Origin of the sequence: Streptomyces sp. S186 (assembly GCF_051603415.1) — a bacterium.
Lineage (GTDB): Bacteria > Actinomycetota > Actinomycetes > Streptomycetales > Streptomycetaceae > Streptomyces.
In genome coordinates, this window is record NZ_CP193932.1 from 3,826,127 (window position 1) to 3,848,353 (window position 22,227).

At 72.0% G+C, this 22,227-nt stretch carries 17 protein-coding genes and 1 tRNA gene; 7 read left to right on the forward strand and 11 right to left on the reverse strand.

Annotation, left to right across the window (positions count from 1 at the left end; translation table 11 throughout):
- Positions 1-14 precede the first annotated feature (14 nt).
- Genes ACRAS8_RS16260 through ACRAS8_RS16270 form a run of 3 tightly spaced genes read right to left on the reverse strand, consistent with a single transcriptional unit; the run spans position 15 to position 2,211 of the window.
- On the reverse strand, positions 15-626 hold the full coding sequence (locus ACRAS8_RS16260; protein ID WP_438486772.1) for a malonic semialdehyde reductase: 612 nt from the start codon (positions 624-626) through the stop codon (positions 15-17).
- Positions 627-643: 17 nt separating this feature from the next.
- Positions 644-1,396, reverse strand: a complete 753-nt coding sequence (locus ACRAS8_RS16265) for a cyclase family protein (RefSeq protein WP_438486773.1) — start codon at positions 1,394-1,396, stop codon at positions 644-646.
- A complete protein-coding gene (locus ACRAS8_RS16270; RefSeq protein ID WP_438486774.1) occupies positions 1,393-2,211 on the reverse strand; it encodes an aromatase/cyclase in 819 nt (272 codons plus the stop codon). The genes ACRAS8_RS16265 and ACRAS8_RS16270 overlap by 4 nt, the downstream gene beginning before the upstream one ends.
- Before the next feature lie 210 nt (positions 2,212-2,421).
- Between ACRAS8_RS16270 and ACRAS8_RS16275 the strand changes: the two genes are divergently transcribed.
- From ACRAS8_RS16275 to ACRAS8_RS16285, 3 genes are read left to right on the forward strand one after another with little or no spacing between them, the layout of a single operon-like run.
- A complete protein-coding gene (locus ACRAS8_RS16275) occupies positions 2,422-3,273 on the forward strand; it encodes an AfsR/SARP family transcriptional regulator (protein ID WP_438486775.1) in 852 nt (283 codons plus the stop codon).
- A complete protein-coding gene (locus tag ACRAS8_RS16280) occupies positions 3,225-4,130 on the forward strand; it encodes a VOC family protein (RefSeq protein ID WP_438486776.1) in 906 nt (301 codons plus the stop codon). Before ACRAS8_RS16275 ends, ACRAS8_RS16280 begins: the two co-directional genes overlap by 49 nt.
- Positions 4,131-4,180: 50 nt before the next feature.
- Entirely contained in the window at positions 4,181-5,086 is a 906-nt protein-coding gene (locus ACRAS8_RS16285; protein WP_438486777.1) for a fumarylacetoacetate hydrolase family protein, read from the forward strand.
- A gap of 54 nt (positions 5,087-5,140) precedes the next feature.
- On the opposite strand, the gene ACRAS8_RS16290 is transcribed toward ACRAS8_RS16285, so the two are convergent.
- The 3 genes from ACRAS8_RS16290 to ACRAS8_RS16300 are packed head-to-tail and all read right to left on the reverse strand — an operon-like array spanning position 5,141 to position 8,287.
- On the reverse strand, positions 5,141-6,748 hold the full coding sequence (locus ACRAS8_RS16290) for a phytoene desaturase family protein (RefSeq protein ID WP_438486778.1): 1,608 nt from the start codon (positions 6,746-6,748) through the stop codon (positions 5,141-5,143).
- A gap of 22 nt (positions 6,749-6,770) precedes the next feature.
- Positions 6,771-7,883, reverse strand: a complete 1,113-nt coding sequence (locus tag ACRAS8_RS16295) for an acyl-CoA dehydrogenase family protein (protein ID WP_438486779.1) — start codon at positions 7,881-7,883, stop codon at positions 6,771-6,773.
- A complete protein-coding gene (locus tag ACRAS8_RS16300) occupies positions 7,880-8,287 on the reverse strand; it encodes a lipocalin-like domain-containing protein (RefSeq protein ID WP_438486780.1) in 408 nt (135 codons plus the stop codon). Before ACRAS8_RS16300 ends, ACRAS8_RS16295 begins: the two co-directional genes overlap by 4 nt.
- A 147-nt stretch (positions 8,288-8,434) precedes the next feature.
- Here ACRAS8_RS16300 and ACRAS8_RS16305 point away from each other — a divergent pair, with 147 nt between their 5' ends.
- Complete coding sequence (locus ACRAS8_RS16305; protein WP_438486781.1) at positions 8,435-9,502, forward strand: methyltransferase; 1,068 nt, start codon at positions 8,435-8,437, stop codon at positions 9,500-9,502.
- A 137-nt stretch (positions 9,503-9,639) separates the two neighbouring features.
- Positions 9,640-9,960 (forward strand): hypothetical protein, encoded by a 321-nt coding sequence (locus ACRAS8_RS16310; RefSeq protein WP_438486782.1) that lies wholly within the window; start codon positions 9,640-9,642, stop codon positions 9,958-9,960.
- Positions 9,961-10,683: 723 nt separating this feature from the next.
- Here ACRAS8_RS16310 and ACRAS8_RS16315 read toward each other — a convergent pair.
- From ACRAS8_RS16315 to topA, 5 genes are all read right to left on the reverse strand, one after another.
- A tRNA-Thr gene (locus ACRAS8_RS16315) sits at positions 10,684-10,757 on the reverse strand.
- A gap of 92 nt (positions 10,758-10,849) precedes the next feature.
- Positions 10,850-12,457 carry an alpha/beta hydrolase gene (locus ACRAS8_RS16320; RefSeq protein ID WP_438486783.1) on the reverse strand — a complete coding sequence of 536 codons (1,608 nt, stop codon included), beginning with the start codon at positions 12,455-12,457 and terminating at the stop codon, positions 10,850-10,852.
- 338 nt (positions 12,458-12,795) lie between these two features.
- A complete protein-coding gene (locus ACRAS8_RS16325) occupies positions 12,796-14,040 on the reverse strand; it encodes a DNA polymerase III subunit delta' (protein ID WP_438486784.1) in 1,245 nt (414 codons plus the stop codon).
- Positions 14,041-14,361: 321 nt separating this feature from the next.
- Positions 14,362-17,679, reverse strand: coding sequence for a dTMP kinase (tmk, locus tag ACRAS8_RS16330; RefSeq protein WP_438486785.1), 3,318 nt, complete (start codon positions 17,677-17,679; stop codon positions 14,362-14,364).
- Positions 17,680-17,833: 154 nt separating this feature from the next.
- Positions 17,834-20,680, reverse strand: coding sequence for a type I DNA topoisomerase (gene topA, locus ACRAS8_RS16335; RefSeq protein ID WP_438486786.1), 2,847 nt, complete (start codon positions 20,678-20,680; stop codon positions 17,834-17,836).
- Between the two features lie 487 nt (positions 20,681-21,167).
- Here topA and ACRAS8_RS16340 point away from each other — a divergent pair, with 487 nt between their 5' ends.
- Positions 21,168-21,749: a hypothetical protein gene (locus tag ACRAS8_RS16340; protein WP_438486787.1), complete on the forward strand. Its 582-nt coding sequence runs from the start codon at positions 21,168-21,170 to the stop codon at positions 21,747-21,749.
- Positions 21,746-22,216 (forward strand): DUF2752 domain-containing protein, encoded by a 471-nt coding sequence (locus ACRAS8_RS16345; protein ID WP_438486788.1) that lies wholly within the window; start codon positions 21,746-21,748, stop codon positions 22,214-22,216. The genes ACRAS8_RS16340 and ACRAS8_RS16345 overlap by 4 nt, the downstream gene beginning before the upstream one ends.
- Positions 22,217-22,227 lie beyond the last annotated feature (11 nt).

Below are 22,227 nucleotides of genomic sequence, written 5' to 3' on the forward strand. Positions count from 1 at the left end.
TGACCTTCTTGGGGTCAGGCGGTGGTGACGACGTCGTGAAAAGGAAGCCGGGGCAGCCGGGGGTGATCCGGCTCCCGGGCGGGGCGGCCGATGTTGACGACGGTGACGATCTCCCGGGTGCCGTCGCCGAAGAACGTCTTGTTGATCCCGTCGGCGTCGTAGCCCACGATCGGCCCCGCGGCCAGACCCGCGGCCCGTACGCCGACGATGAAGTACGCGACCTGGAGCGCGGTGTTGAACAGCGCCGACTCGCGGCGTACCGCGGCATCGGCGAACAGGTCCTTCGCGTAGGGGAGATGGGGAAAGACCTCGGGCAGCCTCTCGTGGAAGCCGAGATCGGCCGCGAGAAGCGCGACCAGCGGCGCCGACGCCGTCTTCGGCCGGTTGCCCCGGTCGAGGTGGGACATCAGCTCCCGGCGGGTCTCCTCGGAGCGCAGCAGGACGATGCGCATGGGCTGCTGGTTCATCGACGTCGGCGCGTACTTCACCAGCTCGTAGATGGCCCGCACCTGGTCGTCGTCGACGGCTTCGGAGTCGAAGGCCGTGGCGGTGCGTGCCTCACGGAACAGCAGGTCCTGTGCCGCGGGGTCGAGCGCCAATCGACGAAAGGCTGCCGTGGCGGTCATGTTCCTCCTCGGTGCGGTCAGGGCTCTGCGACGAGGGCGACGACCCGGGTCCAGCCGGCACCCGCGCCCGCCACGGCCACCGGGAAGCACGACACGGTGAACCCCGTGGCCGCGGGCAGGGCGTCGAGGCGGGCGAGCTTCTCCAGCTGCAGATAGGGGGCGGTGCGGCCGTAGATGTGCGCGGGCCACAGGTACCCGTTGTCGCCGGTCCGCCGGTAATCCTCGATCATGCGGTGCATGGGGCGGTCCAGGCCCCAGGCATCGATGCCGATCACCCGCACCCCGCGTTCGACCAGGTAGGCCGTTGCGGCGCCGGTCAGCCCCGGGTACACGCGAAGATAGTCGGCGGAGCCCCACAGTCGGTCGGCCCCCGTCCACAGCAACGCGATGTCGCCGGGGGAAAGTTCGTGGCCGGCCTCCTTCAGCGCAGCCTCCACGTGGTCGGTGGTGATGCCTTCGCCCGGCGGTACATGGCGCACATCCAGGCGGACGCCCGGGCCGTGGCACCACTCCAGCGGCACCTGATCGATGCTCTGAGCCGGTGCGCCGCCGCTGACCGGGCCGTAGTGCAGCGGGGCGTCCATATGGGTGCCGGTGTGCGTGGTCAGCGTGACCGTCTCGTTGGAGATGGCCATGCCGTCCGGGAAGTCCTCGGGCGCCAAACCGAGCACCGTGGCCCCGGTCCGGTGGTCGAGCAGCTCGACGGTGACCGGTGTGGCCTCGCTCGGTGTGGACCGCGTGGCCACACTCAGGTCGATGAACCGCGTCATGCCGCCCCACTCACCCGGCGCTCGGCCTCGGACTTGACCGCGCCGAGATCGTCAACGCTGTTCCGCTCGACGCCGCCCTGGAGCAGCTCGTCGGCCTCCTCATAGGTGAACTTGCCCGCCACCTTGCCGTCCACGGGGTCCTTGGGCTTGAAGTCGTGCGTGAGGACGAGCTGGGTACGGGTCGCGGTCAGCGGGTAGGCGCGCCACTCACCGCCCATGTGCCCGATGAGCGGCGCGAGTTCGAGCTGGCGGTAGGCGATCACATGGCGCTCGTGGTCGATGTCGCGGCGCGAGACCCACGACTGCACCTGGCCGTTGACGTCGACGACGAGGCGCACGATCTGGTGCGTCTCGGAGCCCTCGATGATCTTCGCTTCCCGCGTGGGCGGGAAGATCCGGGCATACCCCTCAACATCGACGAGGACGTCCCAGACCACGTCGACGGGAGCGTCGACGGTCACAGTGTGTTCGGTGTGCCGCAGGGTCCGCCGCCCGGCGAAGGTGATCTCAGGGTGGTTGGCGTAGGCGGATTCGTACGAGATCTTCGACCGCCAGGTGGTCAGGAACTCGTGCACGTCCGGCTGTTCGGAGAACTTCCGCAGCGCGTCCAGGTCCTTGGCCGCGTACTGCGCGATCACCTGGCCCGTCATGCCACGCGAGTTCTCGTCCACGGGCAGCCACTGATGGGCCTCGTAGCCGAAGCCCTCGATGTGCTCCGAGCCGAGCACCAGTTCCTGCAGGCCGTCGAAGAACTGACGCCGCTGGGACTCGGTGACCTCGTCGTCGAACCGGTAGATCAGGGTATGCAGAATCATGAGCGCCTTCCCGGTGCGGGCAGCTGACGGACGGATTGGGGATTCGCCGGCCCCCGGTGAGGACGGGAGCCCACGTGGGATCGAGTCTGGAAAGCAGACCTCAAGCGCTCCTCAAGACCGGCTCACGGACCACTGCTTGAGTGCGGCTTGAGCGGCGCTGCTTACGGTGTGGGGGCATTCCACGAAGGAGTGTCGGTTACAGGGGGTTCGATGCTCGACATCCGGGTGCTCGGTCCGCTCCAGTTGCGTTCCGGAAATGCGCTGCCCACACCGACCGCACCCAAGGAAAGGAAGCTCCTCGCACTTCTTCTCATGAATTCCGGGCGCACCGTTCCGATCAGTACCATCACCGAAGAACTCTGGTCCGACCGGCCGCCCAGGACCGCCGTAACGGCAATCCACGCCTATGTCCTCAGCATCCGCCGCAACCTGGCGGTCGCGCTCGGTCTACGCGGCGCCGACGTACGGGCCGACCTGCTGCAGACCAGGAACAAGGGGTATGCCTTCCACACCGAGGACTGCTCCTTCGACCTGCCCCGCTACCAGGCCCTGGAGAGCTCCGGACGGGAGGCGCTGCGCGCGGGCGACCTGGACCGGGGCATACGGCTCCTTCGGCAGGCAGACGGCATGTGGCGCGGGGCGCTGCTCGCCGGCGTCGACCGCGGGTCTCCGCTGCGGGCGGCGACAGCGCGCGTCGAGCAGTCCCGTCTGACGGCGCGTACGTTGCGCATCGAGGCCGAAATCGGCATGGGGCGTCATCAGTGCGTGCTGCCCGAACTGGCGGACCTTGCAGTCCAGTTCCCTTTTGATGAACTGCTGCACCGTTACTACATGCTCGCGCTCCAGCGCAGTGGATTCCGCACGGAAGCTCTTTCAGTATTCCGTCGGCTGCGCCGGGCCATGGCCGAGAAGACGGGACTTGAGCCCTCGGGGGAACTTCAGTTGCTGTACCGGGAAATCCATGGAGAAACCCATGGGGAAATCGACAGAGAGACGCGAGAAAGGAGTGTGCGGTGCGGGTTTCCAGTCTCCTCCACTACGGCCTGCAAGTACCCGACGTGAGCCGGGGCGGCCGGTTCTATGAGGACTTCGGCCTGTCTGTGACCGAGCGCGGAAAGGGGCTGGCCGTGCGCTGCGACGGCCAGGACCTCGACCGGACGCTGCTCCTCGAAGGACCGGACAAGAGGCTGCATCACGTGGCGTTCGGCGTCGCCCCCGGCGCCCTGCCCGAGATGCAGCGGCGCCTGGAGGGCCTCGGTGTCCGCCTCGAGGACGCGCCGTCGGACGAAGTGGAGGGCGGCCTGTGGCTACGCGACCCGGACGGCAACCGGATCACCATACGGGAGGAGAGCCCGTCGCTTCCGTGTCCTGCCGCGGCGCCGCCCATGAACGTGCCCGGCGACTACCGGCGCCTCGGCGAGGCGCGGTGGCTGACCGCCGACGTCCCCGCCCGCCCGCGCCGCCTCGGCCATGTGCTGATCTTCTCCTCGGACGTGGCCAGGTCGGAGCGGTTCTACGGGCGTGTCCTGGGACTCGGCGTCTCGGACCGGGTGCCGGGCGTGGTCACCTTCATGAACTGCGGCCCCGGAGACCACCACGTCTTCGGCCTCGTTCAGAGCACGCACCCCGGCCTGCATCACTCCAGCTGGGAGGTCGGCAGCGTCGACGAGATGGTGCTCGGTGCGCGCAACCTCGCCGAACGCGGCAGCGAGCTGAGCTGGGGCCTCGGCCGGCACACCTTCGGCTCCAACCTCTTTCACTACATCCGGGACCCTTGGGGAAGTTGGGCCGAGTACTTCCTCGACATGGACCAGATCACGGCGGACTGGGCGCCGCGCGACTGGCAGGACGTCCCCACTGCGGTCTGGTGCCCGCTGCGCCCGGCCGAGTTCACCGAGAACCTCGAACCCGCTCCGTGACACTTGTGAACCTCCGTGATCCCCGTGACACCGTGAAGGAGACACCGGCAGTGCCTCGCGATCCCTGGTCCCTCGTCAGCTATGCGTCCGGCGCCCGCCCCGGCCCGCGCACCGGCATCCGGACCCCCGACGGAACCGTCTACGCCGCCCCAGGCGCCATGGCGGACACGCCGCTGCTCGACCTCTTCCGGCAGTGGGCGCGGGTGGACGAGACGTTGCGTTCGTGGCAGCCGGACCCCGCCACCGCCGTGTCCGACGCGACGCTGCTCGCGCCGCTGACGTACCCCTCCAAGATCCTGTGCTCGGGCGCCAACTACTACAGTCACCTCAAGGAGATGGGCGTCGAGGAGCGGCAGCCGCCCGCCGAGGCGTACTTCTTCCCCAAGACCCCGCGGACCACTGTGATCGGCCCCGACGAGGCGATCACCTTCCCGGGCGGGCCCGGACGGCGGCTCGACTGGGAGGCCGAACTGGCCGTCGTCATCGGCAAGGAGGGCAAGGGCTTCTCCCCCGCCGAAGCCTTCGAGTACATCGCCGGGTACACCATCGCCAACGACGTCTCGGCCCGCGACGCGCTGCGTCGCGAGGATCCGGTGGGTCCGCCGTTCGCGTATGACTGGCTGCGCACCAAGTCCCTCGACGGCTTCTGCCCCCTGGGCCCCGGCATCGTGCCGAGCCGCTTCGTCGACGACCCTCAGAACCTGGGCATCCGGCTGTGGGTCAACGGCGACGTGAAGCAGGACGCGCGGACCGATGACATGATCAGGCCGGTGGCGGAGCTGCTCTCCGCCGCGGCCCAGGACATGACGCTGCTGCCGGGCGACGTCGTCCTGACCGGCTCCCCGGCCGGGGTCGGGCTGGCGCGCGGCGAGTGGCTGGAGCCCGGCGACGAGATCGTCATCGAGATCGAGGGGCTCGGCCGGCTGCGCAATACCGTGGGCCACGCCATGAGTTGACCGCGGGGCTTGATGTGGGCCGCATGGTCCACATCAAGCCCGCGTACGGGGGGCTCAGGACCGCGCCTGCACGGAGGGGATGTCGGGAAGGCGCACGTCCCGTTGGTCTCGCATCACGTTGCCGGGGTCGATGCCCAGGTCGTCCAGGAGCACCCGGGCGGCGTTGCGTCCGGGCCAGCCGCTGACCCCGCCCCCGGGGTGCGTGCAGGCCCCGGTCTGGTAGAGGCCCGGCACCGGCATACGGTACGAACTCCAGCCCGGGACAGGCCGGTTGGTACCGAGCTGGCCGGGGATCATCTCGCCGCCCATGTAGCCGCCCTCGACGAAGTGCCGGTTGGCCGCGGCAAGGTCGACGGGCGAGTGGACGGAACGAACCAGCTCGTCCCCCGGCTCGTAGCCGGTGACGTGGCGCGCGTATGTGTCGACGAGTCGCTGCGCGTACCGGTCCTTCTCACCCTCCCAGTGCGCCGGGTCCCCGTACAGGCGGTAGGGCGCGTAAGTGAACAGGCGTACCGACGCGAGACCTTCGGGCGTACGGGTCCGGTCGACGACCGACGGAGCGAGCGCCACCACTATCCGGTCATCGCCGGACAGGGCGCCCTCGGCGATGTCCGCCCACTGGGCGGCGAGCCCGCTCAGAGTGCCGAAGGTGGCGGTCACGGGGCGCAACGTGCCGCCGGAGTAGGAGAGTTGTGGGGCATCGCGCAGGGCAAGGTGGACCTGGAGCACCGAGGCGCCGTTGCGCCAGCGGCGCAGCGCGCCGAACTCGGGCGGCAGCTGGACGTCCGGGCCCAGCAGATCGGGCAACTGGGTCACATGGGCCGCGGACAGCACGGCACGGCCGGCCGTGAAGCGCTCTCCCCCGGCGGTGATCACCCCGGTGGCGCGCCCGTGCTCCACGACGATCCGCTGGGCCCGCCGCCCGCACAGAACCCGGCCGCCGTGCGCCCGGACGCAGGCCGCGAGGGCGCGGGGCAGCGCGGCGGAGCCGCCGACCGGGACAGCGCCCGAAATGCGGGTGAGCAACAGCGCGAACTCCGCCGGTACGAAGCCGGTCCCCGGCCGGCTCAGGTTGCCGATCGCCGCCGCGAAGCCGAGCAGCAGGACCCGGGTGCGGTCGTCCTCGAAGCGCTCGCGGACCAGGCTGTAGCCGTCGCGGGCGGCGAGCGCGTCCAAGCGCCGGGCCACCTCCTCGTCCACCGGCTCACCCGTGCCGGGCGGCGCCGAGGAGCGCCGAACGCGCTCCGGGAGCAGTGGCTCGTACTCGGCGAGCAGTTCCAGGAACGCATGCGCGTCCGCATCCGAGTAGCGGCCGATGGCGTCGGCCGTGGCCTCGGCGCTGCGCTCGATGGCGACCGGCTCGGTGCCGTCGTGGCAGGACACCAGGGCCGGGGACGGGGCGACGTAGCGCAGGCCGTGCTCGGCGACCAGGCCCAGCTCATCCTCGCCCACCGCCGGGTTGAGCTGTGCGTACATGTGGAACGTGGACGCCAGGTCGTCGGCGAAGCCGGGAAGCGTCAGCTCGCCGGTGGAGGTCCCGCCGCCCGGCTCGGCCTGCTCTTCGAGCACCGTCACGGAGAGGCCCGCACGGGCCAGGTAGGCGGCGGCGATCAGGGCGTTATGGCCGGCGCCGATCACCACGACGTCGCTGTGTTCGGTCATGTCGAGGCTCCATCGCTCAGGGTCAGTCCGTCGTCCATCCCCAAACGTCACGCACGTACTGTGCGCTGCTCCGTTCGAGATCGAGGGCGCCGTGCGAGACCGCGGTGCGCACGTCCCGCCAGGCGCGCTGCAGCGGGTCGGCCTCGGACAGCATCGCGGAGCCGGAGAGCTCGACCACCCGGTCGACGGCATCGCGGACGAGGCGGGCAGCCGTCGATGCGTCCCGCATGGTGCGCGCCACGGTCTCGCGGGTCATGGGCGCCGCGTCGGCGGCCGCCACCGCGCGGTCCAGGAGCAGCTGGGCGATGTCGAGTTCGGCGGTTCCGTGGGTCAGGGCCAGGCGGGCGGTGGCGTCGCGCTTGGTGCGCCGCTCGGCCCAGCGGGTCAGGGCCGCCGTGGCCGCTCCCAGGGCGGGCGCGGCGAACAGCGGCGGGCCGCTGCCCGGCAGGGGCGCGCGGTAGCAGGCGGCCGCCGTAGGGTCGTCGCTGCCGTCGAGCAGGCTGGAGTGCGGGAAGGTGCGCGCGTCGGGTACGCGGACGTGGTCGACGTGCACCGAGTCGCTCGCCGTGGCCCGCATACCCGTGGGGCACCAGTTCGCCTCGATGGTGTACTGGCCGCGCGGCACGGCGAAGTACCGTACGCCCTGGGGTTGTTCGACCGCGACGCACAACAGCGACCAGTCGGCGTGCCGCACGCCGCTGAGGAAGTCCCACCGCCCGGTGACCAGCCAGTCGTCGCCGGAACGGGTCGCGCTCCCGGAGGGGCGCAGCGCGCTCGACAGGGCCGCGTCGGGGCCGTCGGCCCACACCTCGTCCTGCCCGGCGCGCGGCAGGAACGCCGCCATGCGGCCCGACGAGGCGTAGATCAGGCCCACCCACGCGGCGGATACACAGCCGCCGCCGGCGATCCGCAGCGCCTGGGCGAGGTCCGTGAACGTGCCCTCGGTGCCGCCGTGGCAGGCCGGGACGAAGTGCCGGGCGAAACCGGCGGACAGGAGCTTCGCGACCACGTCCGGTGCGAGCCGCCGCTCCCGGTCGGCGGTGGCCGCGTGTTCGGCCAGGGTGTCGGTCATGCGGTGCGCGGCGGCCGCCAGATCGCCCGGCGTCGTCTGCGGGGCGGCGGCAGTCACGGTCATCGGCGCTCCCCGGCCCGGTGCCACTCCAGGACGCGCCGCACGTCCCGGCCCTGGAACGACACCGTGCCGTAGAGGCTCATCAGCTCGTTGTCCACACGGAGTTCGCGGATCTGGTCGTGGTCCTTCAGGTGTGGCGTGTGCGTGATGGTCACCCTGTGGATCACCCGGTCCCCGTCGAGCCGCCACGTCCCCGCGTACCCCATGAAGTCGAGGCGGGTGGGGGTCGTCGGGCGGCGCGTGGAGTCGGCGGTCCGCATGAGGCTCACGGACATGTGGCCGTCGTCGCAGTAGATCAGGAGACCGCGCGGGTCCGGCCCCAGGGGGCCCTCGAGCCGCTCGCCTCCGGGGCCCACATCGTCGAACGCGGTCAGGCTCCACACACCCGAGAGATCACTTCGCTGCATGGGCCACACCGTAGGAAGCGCCCCTCAAGGACGTGTCAAGCGCACATGGATTAGCCGGCCTTGAGCGTCATCTGAGCACGCGGACCGAGTGTCGAGGCGATCGGCGGCCACGGGGCCGTCCGTGTCGTTCCGACCGCGGAGGGGTGGATGAAGATCATCAGGACCGAGCCGACCACATCGACGAACGGGGCCGACAGGGCCGGCCCGGTGCCCATGACCGTACTGCGCGAGCTCTCCCTCAGCTCCGCCGGGGCGGCCGCGCTGCGCGTGGCCGCCCGCATCGGCATCGCGGACGTACTGGGCGAAACTCCCGTTCCTACTGGTGAGTTGGCCGCATCCCTCAAGGTCGATCCGGAAGTCCTGGAACGGCTGCTACGCACGCTGAAGTACTACGGCATCTTCACCGAGACCGCGGAGGGGCACTCGCACACCCCTGCGTCACGGCTGCTGCGTGAGGACCACCCGGAGAGCCTGAAGTTCTGGGTGCTGTGGGTGACCGAGCCATGGACCTGGGAACTGTGGCCGCACCTGGAGGAGGCGGTGCGCACCGGTAAGGGGCACTTCGAGGAGCGGTACGGGACGGACTTCTTCACGTGTCTGCACCGCGAGTGGCCCGAGTCGACGGAGGTGTTCAACAAGTCCCAGACGGAGCTGAGCCGCCTTGCCTCGGGCGCGGTCGCCGAGCGGCTCGACCTGCGGGGGGTGCGCACCCTGGCGGACATCGGCGGCGGCCGCGGCTACACCCTGGCCACGCTCCTGGAGAAGAATCCGGACCTGAAGGGCACTCTCGTCGACCTGCCCGCCGCCGTGGCCGAGCCCGATCCACGGCTGCGCCCCGGGGGGTCGCTGGCGTCGCGCGCGCAGGTCGTGGCGGGCGACTGCCTCAAGGAGATCCCGGTCGAGGCCGACGTCTACCTCTTCAAGAGCATCCTCGAATGGGGCGACGACAAGACCGTGACCGCGCTGCGCAATGCCGCGCGCGCCGGGCGGCCCGGCAGCCGGATCGTGGTGATCACGAACCTCGTGGACGACAGCCCGGAGATCAAGTACGCCACCGGCATCGACCTGCTGTTCCTGCTCAACACGGACGGCAAGCGGCACACGAAGAAGGGCGTGACCGCGCTCGTCGAGCGGGCCGGACTGCGGCTGGAAGGCGTGGGCCCCATCAACTCGCACCTGCACGCGATCGAGGCGTCGATCCCGTCAGCGAGCTGAGCGCTCCCTCTCCGCCCTCTTGAGTGCTCCTTGAGTGCACCGCGGAAAGCTTCACGGTGCAAGGCGCGCGGCCGCCGGGCGAGAGGCGCCGGCGGGTCAGCACGCACTGATCTCACCCCATAGGTCCAGAGGCGAAAATGATCATCCATACTTTGGTCTTCTCCTTCTCCGACTCGATGCCCGAGGCGGAGCGGAACCAGTTCTTCTCCGAAATGGACGAGGTCATCCTCGGTTCCGGCCTGGCCGAGAAGATCGACCACAAGCCGCACCTGCGACTGCCGGACGACGACTACGCTCCCGTCTTCGTCTCCAGCGCGATCGCGGAAATCAGCTGCAAGGACCTTCCCACCCTGCAGAAGCTCACCGAGTACGCCAAGCTCGGCGAGTTCCGCGACAAGTGGCAGCAGAAATACCCGTACAAGGTCGTCTGGGTGAATCATGAGAAGCTGACGGTCTGAACCCGTAGGTCTCGGGTCCGATGCGATGCAGAGGCGCTTCCGCCGGGGCGGAAGCGCCTCTGTCTGTGTGACCTCCGACGAGCGCCACGGCTCGCACAGATCGACGCCGACAACCGGCACGGTTGAGGTGCGCTCGATGCTCACCGGCCTTGCCCGCGGCCTGCGGGCCGCACGGCACCCCGGGTCAATGCCTGGCGATCCGGCAACGAAGTCGTCGCGCACTGCCAGCCGTCTTCAGAATGTGGTCACGGTGCGGATCGAGCACTCATCCCGTTCGACTCAGGCGGCTTGCCCCATGAACATGGACCCGCGGTTTCAACGAGCGCAGAGTCGCCGGCTCGTCCCGGTACTTCCTCCTGCTGGACGGCAGTCGCGCTCATGCACCTTGTCGGACTCCCACAAGACCAAAGCGGTCGCAGAGGGCCCTAGTTGGCGTCGCGGCGACCCCGCTGACCACGGCTTCTGCGCAGTCGCTGCACCGATGCACTCCCCCCTCTCGCTCCCCTGATCTGCATGATGCCTTGAGCCTCACATGGGAAGCCTCGCAGGAGCCGCAGCTCAGGGCCCGTTTCCTCACCCACGGAGGCGAGAGCGCCCCGGAGTGTGAAACCTCAGGCCCACGTATCCGAATACGCAGGCCATCAGGGCGCGCCGGCTAACATTCCATGATCCACGAAACGATAAAACCCCAGGTCGGATACCTGACCTGGGGTTTCACCTCCGAGCCGCCTTCGGGATTCGAACCCGAGACCTACGCATTACGAGTGCGTTGCTCTGGCCAACTGAGCTAAGGCGGCGTGGTGCGCGGCCCAGTCTACACAGGAGCGGGGGGTGCTCTGTACTCGGTTCCGGAGGGGCTCGGTGGGGGTGGGGGCGGGTGTGGGGCGGGTCACGTGCAGTGCTTGTTCTTGGCGGGTGGGGTGCCTTCGAGGAGGTAGGTGTTGATGGCGGTGTCGATGCAGTCGCTGCCGCGGCCGTAGGCGGTGTGGCCGTCGCCGACGTAGGTCAGGAGGGTGCCGCTGGAGAGCTGGGTGGCCAGGCCCTTGGCCCAGGTGTACGGGGTGGCCGGGTCGCGGGTGGTGCCGACGACGACGATCGGGTCGGCGCCCTTGGCCTCGATGCGGTGGACCGTGCCGGTGGCCTTGACCGGCCAGTAGGCGCAGCTAAGGGCGGACCAGGCGAAGTTGTCGCCGAAGACCGGGGACGCCTTGCGGAAGGCGGGCAGCGCGGCGCGGACCTGGTCGGGGCCGGTGAAGGGGGCCGGGAGGTCGAGGCAGTTGACGGCCGGGTTGGCGTACATCTGGTTGGCGTAGTGGCCCGAGGCGTCGCGCTCGTAGTAGCTGTCGGAGAGGGCGAGCAGTCCGCGGCCGTTGCCGGCCCGGGCCTGGGCGATGGACTGGCGCAGCAGGGGCCAGGCGCCCTGGTCGTACATCGCGGCGATGACACCGGTGGTGGCGAGGGACTCGGTGAGCTTGCGGTCCTGGCCGGTGTCGATCGGGTGGGCGTCCAGCTTCTTGAAGAGCGCGGAGAGCTGTCGGCCGGCGTCCTCGGCACTCTGGGTGCCGAGCGGGCAGTCCTTCTTCTTCACGCAGTCGGCGGCGAACGCGGTGAAGGCGGTGTTGAAGCCGGCGGCCTGCTGGAGGTTGATGGCGCGGGAGTCCAGCGACGGGTCCATCGCGCCGTCGAGGACCAGGCGGCCGGAGCGGGACGGGAAGAGGCCGGCGTAGGTCGCGCCGAGGAAGGTGCCGTAGGAGGCGCCGACGTAGGTCAGCCGCTTGTCACCGAGGACGGCGCGCAGGACGTCCATGTCGCGGGCCGCCTCGATGGTGGAGACGTGCGGCAGCAGCTTGCCGGAGCGGGCCTCGCAGCCCTCGTCGAAGTCGCGGTCGGCGGTGACGAGCTGGTCGACCTCGGCGGGGCTGTCGGGGGTGGTGTCGGTCTGGGTGTAGCGGTCCATCTGGCGGTCGGTGAGGCATTCGACCGGCTCGCTGCGGGCCACCCCGCGCGGGTCCATGGCGACCATGTCGTACCGCGCCCGGACCGCGGCCGGCTGGGGCGCGTACTGCTGGAGGTAGTCGATCGCCGAGCCGCCGGGGCCGCCCGGGTTGACCATCAGGGAGCCGAGCCGGGTGCCGGGGCTGGTGGCCTGCTTGCGGGCGACCGCCAGCTTCAGGTCAGTGGCCGGGTCGGGCTTGGTGTAGTCCAGGGGTGCCTTCATCGTGGCGCACTCGAAGCCCGCCACGCCGCAGTCGTGCCAGCTCAGCTTCTGGTCGTAATACGGGCGGAGTGCGGCCGGGATGGCCGTCGGGAGCGGCGCCAGGGGGGTGACGGAGGACGCCGGGCGGTCGGCGCCGGCCTCCGTGGAGTGGCCCGACGAACCGGCGCCACCGGGGGAGGACGACGTCCCCGACGAACAGCCGGAGATCAGCAGGGCGAGGGCCGCGGCGGCAGCGGCGGCAGCGGTCGTGGTGGAGCGGAACAGGCGGCTGGGCGGCATGGCGGTCCCTTGGTGTCGGTCCCCGGGTGGGAGTGTTCCCGGTGGTGGCCTGCGTGGCGTTCCTGGCGGCGGTGGCTCCTCGGTGCGGTGTGTTCTCCTCGGACTCCTCGGACTCCTTGGTGGGGTGCTCTCCTCGGACTCCTCGGTGTGGTGTGCTCCTCGGTGGTGCGCGTCCGGCTTCCGGCCCCCGGCTCCCGGTTTTCCGGCTCCTTCCGGGGCACCTGCGGATTTTCCGGGTGCGGATCTTCCGGTCACCTACGGAGCGTATCCATAGACCAACGGTCTGTGCGCGGCGATCGCGCGGGCGGTGGGCCGACGGTGGGGCGGCCGTGGGGCGCTCAGCCCGCCCGGAGCGCCACCGTCATGGCCTCGACGGCGAGCAGCGGGGCGACATTGCGCTCCAGGGCCTCCCGGCAGGCGATCACCGCTTCTATGCGGCGCAGGGTGCGCTCGGGGGTGGAATTGCCGGCGATGCGCCGGAGGCCGTCACCGACCTCGTCGTTGGCGAGCGGGACGGTGGCGCCCATCTGGAGGGCGAGGACGTCGCGGTAGAAGGCGGTGAGGTCGACCAGGGCGAGGTCGAGGCTGTCGCGCTGGGTGCGGGTGGCGCGGCGCTTCTGCTTGTCCTGGAGCTCCTTCATGGCGCCCGCGGTGCCGCGGGGCAGCCGCCCGCCGGTGCCGGCCGCGGCCCCGAGGGCGGCGCGCAGCTCCTCGGTCTCCTTGGCGTCGACCTCCTCGGCGACCTGCTTGGCGTCCTCCCCGGCGGCGTCGATCAGCTCCTGTGCGGCTTTCAGGCAGCCGCCGATGTCGTCGACGCGGAGGGGGAGCTTCAGGACGGCGGCGCGGCGGGCGCGGGCGCGCTCGTCGGTGGCCAGGCGGCGGGCCCGGTCGATGTGCCCCTGGGTGGCACGGGCGGCGCGGGCGGCGGCCTCCGGATCGATGCCGTCGCGGCGGACGAGGACGTCGGCGACCGCGCCGACCGGGGGCGTGCGCAGCGAGAGGTGGCGGCAGCGGGAGCGGATGGTGGGGAGGACGTCCTCGATGGAGGGGGCGCACAGGAGCCAGACCGTGCGGGGGGCGGGCTCCTCGACGGCCTTGAGGAGGACGTTGCCCGCGCCCTCGGTGAGGCGGTCGGCGTCCTCCAGGACGATCACCTGCCAGCGGCCGCCGGCCGGGGAGAGCGAGGCCCGGCGGACCAGGTCGCGGGTCTCCTTGACGCCGATGGAGAGCAGGTCCGTGCGGACGATCTCGACGTCGGCATGGGTGCCGACGAGGGTGGTGTGGCAGCCGTCGCAGAAGCCGCAACCGGGGGCGCCGCCCAGGGCGCGGTCCGGGCTCACACACTGGAGGGCGGCGGCGAAGGCGCGGGCGGCGGCGGCCCGGCCGGAACCGGGCGGGCCCGTGAACAGCCAGGCGTGCGTCATCTGGGAGCCGTTCCGCTCCGCCGCGGCCGCGCCCGGCTCGCCGGCCGACGCCTCCCGGGCCGCGCCCTCGGCGGCCACGATGGCGTCCGCGTCGCGTGCGGCCGCGGCGAGCTGCGCCGTCACCCGCTCCTGGCCGACCACGTCGTCCCATACCGCCATCGCTGCTGCCGTCCTGTCCTGTCCGTTCCGCGTGCTGTGCGCGGCGGGCGCCCTGGGGCGCGCCCCGCGCGTGTATTGCTGCTGCCAACTACTGCTGCTGCTCGGTCGCCCGGACGGTCGGCCCGGACGCGTCCGTTACGCCCGTCCGCCGCGCCCATCGGTAAACACCCATCCGCCGCGCCCGTCCGTAACGCCCCGTGCCCCACCCATTGTGGTGCAACCCACCGACAATCCGTCCCGCGCCGGGGACGGGCGCGCGAACGGCCGTGGCCGCAGCGCGAGTTGCTGCGGCCACGGCCGTTCGCTCCGGTCCCGGCCCCGTCAGCCGCGCCGGCCCCGGCGGCGGCCGTTCCCGCCCGTGCCGTGGTCGGCGTCGTCGTCCGCGTGCGGGCCGAGGAGCTCGTCGGCGAGGGACGGCAGGTCGTCCAGCGGGGTCTCCTCCGCCCACTCGGGGCGGGGGCGGCCGCGCCGCGGGGGCTCCGCCGGGCGGCCGGTCTCCGGGTCGATCTGTGGGAGTTCGCGGGTCCGCTCGGTGCCGCCCTCGGCCGCGCCGGCGTCCCCGGCGGTCCCGGCCGCGCCGTTCTCCTGGGCGAACATCCACGGCGGCACCCGGTCCGCCGGGTCGTCCTCCCGGACGGGCGGCAGCACGGCGGTCTCCTCGGAGTCCGCGCCGCCTCCCCGGTGGGCGTCCCGGGAACCGTCCCGTACAGGCAGGACCGCCGTCTCGTCCGCGGGGCCGTGCGCGTCCCGCGACTCGGGCCGCGGCAGCGCCGCCGTCCGCTCGCTGTCCGCGTCGGAACCGGAACCGGAAGAACCGGAGCCACCGGAGGAGCCGGACCCACCGGAGAAACCAGCGGAACCGGAGGCACTGGATCCGGTACCGCCACCGCCCCCGGAGCCACCATCACCCCCCGCCCCCGAGTCGCCCTCCGCCGCCATCCGCTTCCGCAGCTGCGTCACATCCGTCTCGGCGGTCGGCGCCTCGGCCGACTCGGCGGCCTCCGCCTCGGCCCTCGCCTCGGCCGCGGCCGCCGCCTCGGCCGCCGCGATCCGGGCCTGCTCGGCGCGCAGCAGCGCCTCCTCGGCCTTGCGCTGCTTCTCCAGGCGGCGCTCCTCGGCCTCCCGGCGCAGCCGCGCCTGCTCCTCGTGCTCCTTGCGCAGCCGCTCCTGCTCAGCCCTGCGGGCCTTCTCCTCCGCCCCGCGCCGCTTGCGCTCCTCCTCGGCAGCCTGGCGGGCCTCCTCGGCGCGCTTACGGGCCTCCTCGGCCTGGCGGGCGGCCTCCCGGGCCCTGGCCTCCTCGGCCTCCTGCCGCTTGCGCTCCTCTTCCTCGGCGCGCAGCTTGGCGAGCTGCTCCTGGCGCTCCCGCTCCCGGCGCTCCTCCTCCGCCTTGCGCGCGGCCTCCTCCTCGGCCTTGCGGCGGGCCTCCTCCTCGGCCGCCTTGCGGGCCTCGTCCCGGGCCTTGATCTCGGCCTCGGAGAGCGGGAGGACCTGGTCGAGCCGGTGGCGGAGGACGGTCGTGATGGCCTCCGGGTCCTGGGCCGCGTCGACGACCAGATAGCGCGCGGGGTCGGCGGCGGCCAGGGTGAGGAAGCCGCTGCGCACCCGCTCGTGGAACTCGGCCGGCTCGGACTCCATACGGTCCGGTGCCTCGGTGAAGCGCTCGCGGGCGGCGTCCGGGGCGATGTCCAGCAGGACGGTCAGGTGCGGCACCAGGCCACCGGTCGCCCAGCGGTTGATCCGGGCGATCTCGGTGGGCGCGAGGTTCCGGCCCGCGCCCTGGTAGGCCACCGACGAGTCGATGTAGCGGTCGGTGATCACCACCGCGCCGCGGGCCAGCGCCGGCCGGACGACGCTGTCGACGTGCTCGGCGCGGTCGGCGGCGAACATCAGCGCCTCGGCGCGGTCGGAGAGACCGGACGTGGACACGTCCAGGATGATCGAGCGCAGCCGCTTGCCGATGGCGGTGGCGCCCGGCTCCCGGGTCACCACGACCTCGTGGCCCTTGCCGCGGATCCACTCGGCGAGCGCCTCGACCTGGGTGGACTTCCCGGCCCCGTCGCCGCCCTCCAGGGCGATGAAGAAGCCGGTGGCCGCGGTGGCCTGCGCCGGGTCGCCGCCGCGCACCGCCTCCCGCAGGTCGTGCCGGAACGGGACGCCCTGCCGGTCGTCGGTCCGGCCCAGCACCCAGGCGGCGACCGGCAGCAGCAGCGCGCCGGCCAGCATCAGGGTGAACGCGGCGCCGCCGTGCGCGAAGACGAAGGCGCCGCCGCCGATCTGGTGCCGGCCGATGACCGCGGCCAGCAGGGGCGCGACGATGGCGGCCAGCCCGATGGCGAGCCGGACGACGGCCTGGAGGTGCTCGGTCGTCCGCGCGATGCGGGCCGGCTCGGTCTCCTGGTCCAGCAGCACATGGCCCGTATTGGCGGCGATACCGGCGCTGATCCCGGCCAGCAGCGCGAGCACCAGCACCGAGGTGGTGTCCGGCACCAGCCCCATGGCCAGCAGCAGCAGACCGGTGGTGGCGACCGCCAGGGCGAGCAGCCGGCGCCGGGAGAAACCGGGCAGCACCCTGCGGGCGCCGCGGATGCCGACGGCCGTGCCGCCGGTCAGCGCGAGCACCAGCAGCGCGTAGCCGGCCGGCCCGGCGCCCAGGTCGGCGGCGTGCAGGACGGAGACCGCGGCGGCCGCGGCGATCGCGGCGGCCACCGCCGCGCAGGCCGCCACCAGCAGCGGGATCGCGCCGGTGCGGCCCCGCTCGGGCGCGCCGCCCGTCGTGGCCGTCGCCGGGGCGGACTTCGGCCGGCGCAGGCCCTCCAGGGGGGAGCGCGGCCGCGGCGTGGCCCCGTCGGGCAGCTCGATGAAGTAGAGGATCGAGACCGACGCGGCGAACAGTCCGGCCGCGACGTACGAGCCCAGGGCCACCTGGTGCAGGTGGAACCACTCCACGCCGGTCCCCAGCAGCCGCCCGATCAGGGCGCACACCAGCAGGGCGGCGGCCGCGACCGGCAGCGCGACGAAGCCGGTGCGCAGCGACAGCCGGCGCAGCGCGTCCATGTTGTCGGGCAGCGGCCTGATGGCGCCGCCCTCCGGGGGAGGCGCGGGCAGCAGGGCCGGCGCGGCGCTCTCCCGGGCCACCGTCCAGAACCGCTCGGCGACGCCGCTGACGAAGACCGTCACCAGCAGCCAGGCCAGCGCGCTGATCGGCGTCCAGTCGATCCAAAGGGGGGCGACGACCAGCAGCGCGAGCCGCAGGCCGTCCGCGGCGATCATCGTCCAGCGGCGGTCCAGCGGTCCGCCCGGCGCCGTGAGCGCGGACAGCGGGCCGAGCAGGACGGCGCCGAAGAGCAGGGTCGCCAGCATCCGCACGCCGAAGACGGCGGTCACCGCGAGGGCGGCGCCCCGATAGCCGCCGCCGAACACGGCCTGGCCGCCCAGCGGTACGTAGAGCGCCGCCTGTAGGGCGAGGACCACCAGGACAAGCAAGGACAGGGCATCGCCGATACCCCCGACGAACTGGGCGCTCCACAACCGCTTCAGTGGGGGGAAGCGGAGCAGGGCACGTACGGCGCGCTCGCGGGAATCGGCTGCGAGGGCGTCTGATGTGGGGGTCACGACCGTTGGCTGCTCGGCACGCGTCATCTCGCCAGCCTATCGGGAGGGAACACTCCACCGGGCGCCTGCCCGAACAAACGGGCGGCCACACGGAGCGCGAAAGGGCGGGCCGGCGGAGGGTGTCCGCCGGCCCGCCCTTGTGCCGCGCCCGACCGCGCCGGGCAGGCGCGGTCCGGGCGGCTCAGTCCTCGGCCGGGGCCGCGGTCTTCTTCGCCGCCGTCGCCGCGGTCTTCTTGGCGGTGGTCTTCTTCGCCGCCGTCTTCGTCGCCGTGGTCTTCTTCGCCGCGGTCTTCTTGGCGGTGGTCTTCTTCGCGGCCGTCTTCTTGGCCGGCGCCTTCTTGGCCGCCTTCTTGGCGGTCTTCTTCGCCGGCCCCTTGGCGCGCTTCTCCGCCAGCAGCTCGTAACCGCGCTCGGGCGTGATCGTCTCGACGTCGTCGTCCCGCCGCAGCGTCGCGTTGGTCTCGCCGTCGGTGACGTACGCGCCGAACCGGCCGTCCTTGACCACCACCGGCTTGCCGCTCACCGGGTCCGTGCCCAGCTCCTTCAGCGGCGGCTTGGCGGCGGCCCGGCCGCGCTGCTTGGGCTGCGCGTAGATCGCCAGCGCCTCGTCGAGGGTGATCGTGAAGAGCTGCTCCTCGTGCTCCAGGGAACGCGAGTCGGTGCCCTTCTTCAGGTACGGGCCGTAGCGGCCGTTCTGCGCGGTGATCTCCACGCCCTCGGCGTCGGTGCCCACGACCCGCGGCAGCGACATCAGCTTCAGCGCGTCCGCCAGGGTCACGGTGTCCAGGGACATCGACTTGAAGAGCGAGGCGGTGCGCGGCTTGACTGCGTTCTTGCCGGTCTTCGGGGTGCCCTCGGGCAGCACCTCGGTGACGTACGGGCCGTAGCGGCCGTCCTTCGCCACGATCTGGTGCCCGCTTTCCGGGTCCATGCCCAGCTCGTAGTCGCCGCTCGGCTTGGCCAGCAGCTCCTCGGCGTACGCCACGGTCAGCTCGTCGGGCGCCAGGTCGTCGGGGACGTCGGCCCGCTGGTGGCCCTCCTCGTCCTTCTCACCGCGCTCGACGTACGGGCCGTAGCGGCCGACCCGCAGCGTGATGCCGCTGCCCACCGGGAACGACGAGATCTCCCGGGCGTCGATCGCGCCCAGGTCCGTGACCAGCTCCTTCAGGCCGCCGAGGTGGTCGCCGTCGCCGTTCCCGGCGTCCGCCGCGCCGCCCTCGCCCGCGCCTTCGCCGAAGTAGAAGCGCCGCAGCCACGGCACGGCCTGTGCCTCGCCGCGGGCGATGCGGTCGAGGTCGTCCTCCATCTTGGCGGTGAAGTCGTAGTCGACGAGCCGGCCGAAGTGCTTCTCCAGGAGGTTGACCACGGCGAAGGAGAGGAACGACGGGACGAGCGCGGTGCCCTTCTTGAAGACATAGCCGCGGTCCAGGATCGTGCCGATGATCGACGCGTACGTCGACGGGCGGCCGATCTCCCGCTCCTCCAGCTCCTTGACCAGCGTGGCCTCGGTGTAGCGGGCGGGCGGCTTGGTGGCGTGGCCGTCGGCGGTGATCTCCTGCGCGGCCAGCGCGTCGCCCTCGGCGACCTGCGGCAGCCGCCGCTCGCGGTCGTCCAGCTCGGCGTTCGGGTCGTCGGCACCCTCGACGTACGCCTTGAGGAAGCCGTGGAAGGTGATGGTCTTGCCGGACGCGCTGAACTCGGTGTCCCGGCCGTCCGCGGCCTGCCCGCCGATCCTGACGGTGACGGAGTTACCGGTCGCGTCCTTCATCTGGGAGGCGACGGTCCGCTTCCAGATCAGCTCGTAGAGGCGGAACTGGTCGCCGGTCAGCCCGGTCTCGGCGGGCGTGCGGAAGCGGTCGCCGGAGGGGCGGATCGCCTCGTGCGCCTCCTGCGCGTTCTTGACCTTGCCGGCGTACGTACGCGGCTTGTCCGGCAGGTAGTTCGCGCCGTACAGGTGCGTCACCTGCGCCCGGGCCGCGGCGACCGCGGTGTCCGAGAGCGTGGTGGAGTCCGTACGCATATAGGTGATGAAGCCGTTCTCGTACAGCTTCTGCGCGATCTGCATGGTGGCCTTGGCGCCGAAGCCGAGCTTGCGGCTGGCCTCCTGCTGGAGGGTGGTCGTCCGGAACGGCGCGTACGGCGAGCGGCGGTACGGCTTGGACTCGACCGAGCGGACCGAGAAGTCGGTGTTCTCCAGGGCGGCGGCCAGCGCGCGGGCGTTCGCCTCGTCCAGGTGGAGAACGTCGGCGTTCTTCAGCTGCCCGTTGGGGCCGAAGTCGCGGCCCTGGGCGACGCGGCGGCCGTCGACGGTGTTCAGGCGGGCGGTCAGCGTCGACGGGTCGCTGGCGTCACCGGGGCGGCCGGTGGAGAAGGTGCCGGTCAGGTCCCAGTACTCGGCGGAGCGGAAGGCGATCCGCTCGCGCTCCCGCTCGACCACGAGCCGGGTCGCCACCGACTGCACCCGGCCGGCGGACAGCCGGGGCATGACCTTCTTCCACAGCACCGGGGAGACCTCGTAGCCGTAGAGGCGGTCGAGGATCCGGCGGGTCTCCTGGGCGTCGACCAGCTTCTGGTTGAGGTCGCGGGGGTTGGCGACGGCCTCGCGGATGGCGTCCTTGGTGATCTCGTGGAAGACCATCCGGTGGACCGGGACCTTCGGCTTGAGGATCTCCTGGAGGTGCCACGCGATGGCCTCGCCCTCGCGGTCCTCATCGGTGGCGAGGAAGAGTTCGTCGGACTCGGCCAGCAGCGCCTTGAGCTTCTTGACCTGGTCCTTTTTGTCGGTGTTGACCACATAGATCGGCTGGAAGTCGGCGTCGACGTTCACGCCGAGGCGGGCCCAGGACTCGCCCTTGTACTTCGCCGGGACCTCGGCCGCGCCGTTCGGGAGGTCACGGATGTGCCCGACGCTGGCCTCGACCACGTAGCCGGGGCCGAGGTAGCCCTTGATCGTCTTCGCCTTGGCAGGCGACTCGACGATGACGAGTCGGCGGCCGCCGCCCTCTGCGGTCTCGCTGGTCGGGGACAACTTCGCTCTTCTCTCCGGTCGACGCTGGAAACGCTCCCGGGCCGGACGCCCGGGGTGCACTGCGGTGACGCTTGACGCTGCGGAGTGTGACGGTACCTCCCGCCCCCGTGTCAAACGGAAAAACCCCGCAACGCCACTCGAACGGTAACCCGACTACATGCCTTCGCGCCGCCCCGGCCGCTCCGGCCGCTTCCCGGCGGCCCGCCGCGGGGCCCGCGTGGATCACGGCGCTCCCGCTCCGCCCCACCGCCCGGCACCGCCCGGCAACCGCCCCGGCCTGGCACCGGTCTCGCAGAGTAACCGCCCGTCACTTGGCCGCCCCGGCGACGGCCGGGCACGGCGTGTGCGGCAACCGTCACAGACCGGCTCCGATTGCCGTCATCACCTTGATACGGCCGGTGAGCGGACTGGCAGGATGGACGCGGCACGGCCCACCGGGTGGGCCGGCAGCCGTCGACGTCACGCACTCTCGGGGGGAACGACACCCATGGCGAACCACTATCCCGGACCGCCACCGGAGCAGCCGCCCGGCCGGCCCGGCCAGAACCCGTACGCCACCCCGGAGGGCAGCCGGCCCGCCGACGCCGGCTACGGCTACCCGCAGGGCGGCCGCCCCGGGGACCCCGGCTACGGCTATCCGCAGGCCGCCCCGCCGCCGCCCGCCTTCACGCCCGGCGCCCCGCCGCCTCCGTCCGGCGGCTTCCCGGCCCCGCAGCCGCAGGCCGCCGGTACGACACTGTCGCTCGGCGACATCGCGGTCAGCGGCGACACGATCATGACGCCGGCCGGTGCGATGCCGCTCAGGGGCGCGGTCTGGACGGCCACCGACCTGTCGCGTACGGAGGAGCGGATGCCCGCGCACGCCGTCGTCCTCGCCATCATCTTTTTCTTCTTCTGCCTGCTCGGGCTGCTCTTTCTCCTCATGAAGGAGCGCACCACGACCGGCTTCGTGCAGGTCACGGTGAACAGCGGCGGCCGGCACCACTCCACGATGATCCCCGTGCAGTCGCGCGAGCAGGTCATGTTCGTCCTGAACCAGGTCAACTTCGCCAGGTCGCTGAGCGTGTGAGCCCCGACGAGCCCCAGGGCGCCACCGCCCCGACGCCACCCGGCGGATCCGTGCCACCGGGCGGCCCCGCGGCGGTGCGCCGGCGCACCCTGCGCCAGGCGTCCCTCGCGCTCGGCACCGGCGTGCTCGGCGCCGTCTATCTCTGGCACACCGACCCGCACCAGCCCGGTCAGCTGCTGATCCCCTGCCCCTTCCGGCTGCTGACCGGCCTGCTCTGCCCGTTCTGCGGCGGCACGCGGATGGCGTACGACCTGCTGCACGGCGACGTCGCCACGGCCTTCGGCGACAACGCCGTCCTGCTCGTCCTCGGCGTCCCGGCGCTGGCATATGTGCTGGTGCGCTGGCTGGCCGCCGGGCTGCGCGGGCGGCGCCGCCCGCTGAAGCTGACGGCCCGCGGCAATGCCGTGGTCCTCGGCATCGCCGCGGTGTGGATGATCGCCCGGAACGTCATCGGCCTCGCCGGCTGACGGCCGGGCCC

What these genes read in the sequence shown, in the direction of transcription:
- ACRAS8_RS16260 (WP_438486772.1), bottom strand. Translation starts at nt 626, where the DNA reads ATGACCGCCACGGCAGCCTTTCGTCGATTGGCGCTCGACCCCGCGGCA.
- ACRAS8_RS16265 (WP_438486773.1), bottom strand. Translation starts at nt 1,396, where the DNA reads ATGACGCGGTTCATCGACCTGAGTGTGGCCACGCGGTCCACACCGAGC.
- ACRAS8_RS16270 (WP_438486774.1), bottom strand. Translation starts at nt 2,211, where the DNA reads ATGATTCTGCATACCCTGATCTACCGGTTCGACGACGAGGTCACCGAG.
- ACRAS8_RS16275 (WP_438486775.1), top strand. Translation starts at nt 2,422, where the DNA reads ATGCTCGACATCCGGGTGCTCGGTCCGCTCCAGTTGCGTTCCGGAAAT.
- ACRAS8_RS16290 (WP_438486778.1), bottom strand. Translation starts at nt 6,748, where the DNA reads ATGACCGAACACAGCGACGTCGTGGTGATCGGCGCCGGCCATAACGCC.
- ACRAS8_RS16295 (WP_438486779.1), bottom strand. Translation starts at nt 7,883, where the DNA reads ATGACCGTGACTGCCGCCGCCCCGCAGACGACGCCGGGCGATCTGGCG.
- ACRAS8_RS16300 (WP_438486780.1), bottom strand. Translation starts at nt 8,287, where the DNA reads ATGCAGCGAAGTGATCTCTCGGGTGTGTGGAGCCTGACCGCGTTCGAC.
- ACRAS8_RS16305 (WP_438486781.1), top strand. Translation starts at nt 8,435, where the DNA reads ATGAAGATCATCAGGACCGAGCCGACCACATCGACGAACGGGGCCGAC.
- ACRAS8_RS16310 (WP_438486782.1), top strand. Translation starts at nt 9,640, where the DNA reads ATGATCATCCATACTTTGGTCTTCTCCTTCTCCGACTCGATGCCCGAG.
- ACRAS8_RS16320 (WP_438486783.1), bottom strand. Translation starts at nt 12,457, where the DNA reads ATGCCGCCCAGCCGCCTGTTCCGCTCCACCACGACCGCTGCCGCCGCT.
- ACRAS8_RS16325 (WP_438486784.1), bottom strand. Translation starts at nt 14,040, where the DNA reads ATGGCGGTATGGGACGACGTGGTCGGCCAGGAGCGGGTGACGGCGCAG.
- tmk (WP_438486785.1), bottom strand. Translation starts at nt 17,679, where the DNA reads ATGACGCGTGCCGAGCAGCCAACGGTCGTGACCCCCACATCAGACGCC.
- ACRAS8_RS16340 (WP_438486787.1), top strand. Translation starts at nt 21,168, where the DNA reads ATGGCGAACCACTATCCCGGACCGCCACCGGAGCAGCCGCCCGGCCGG.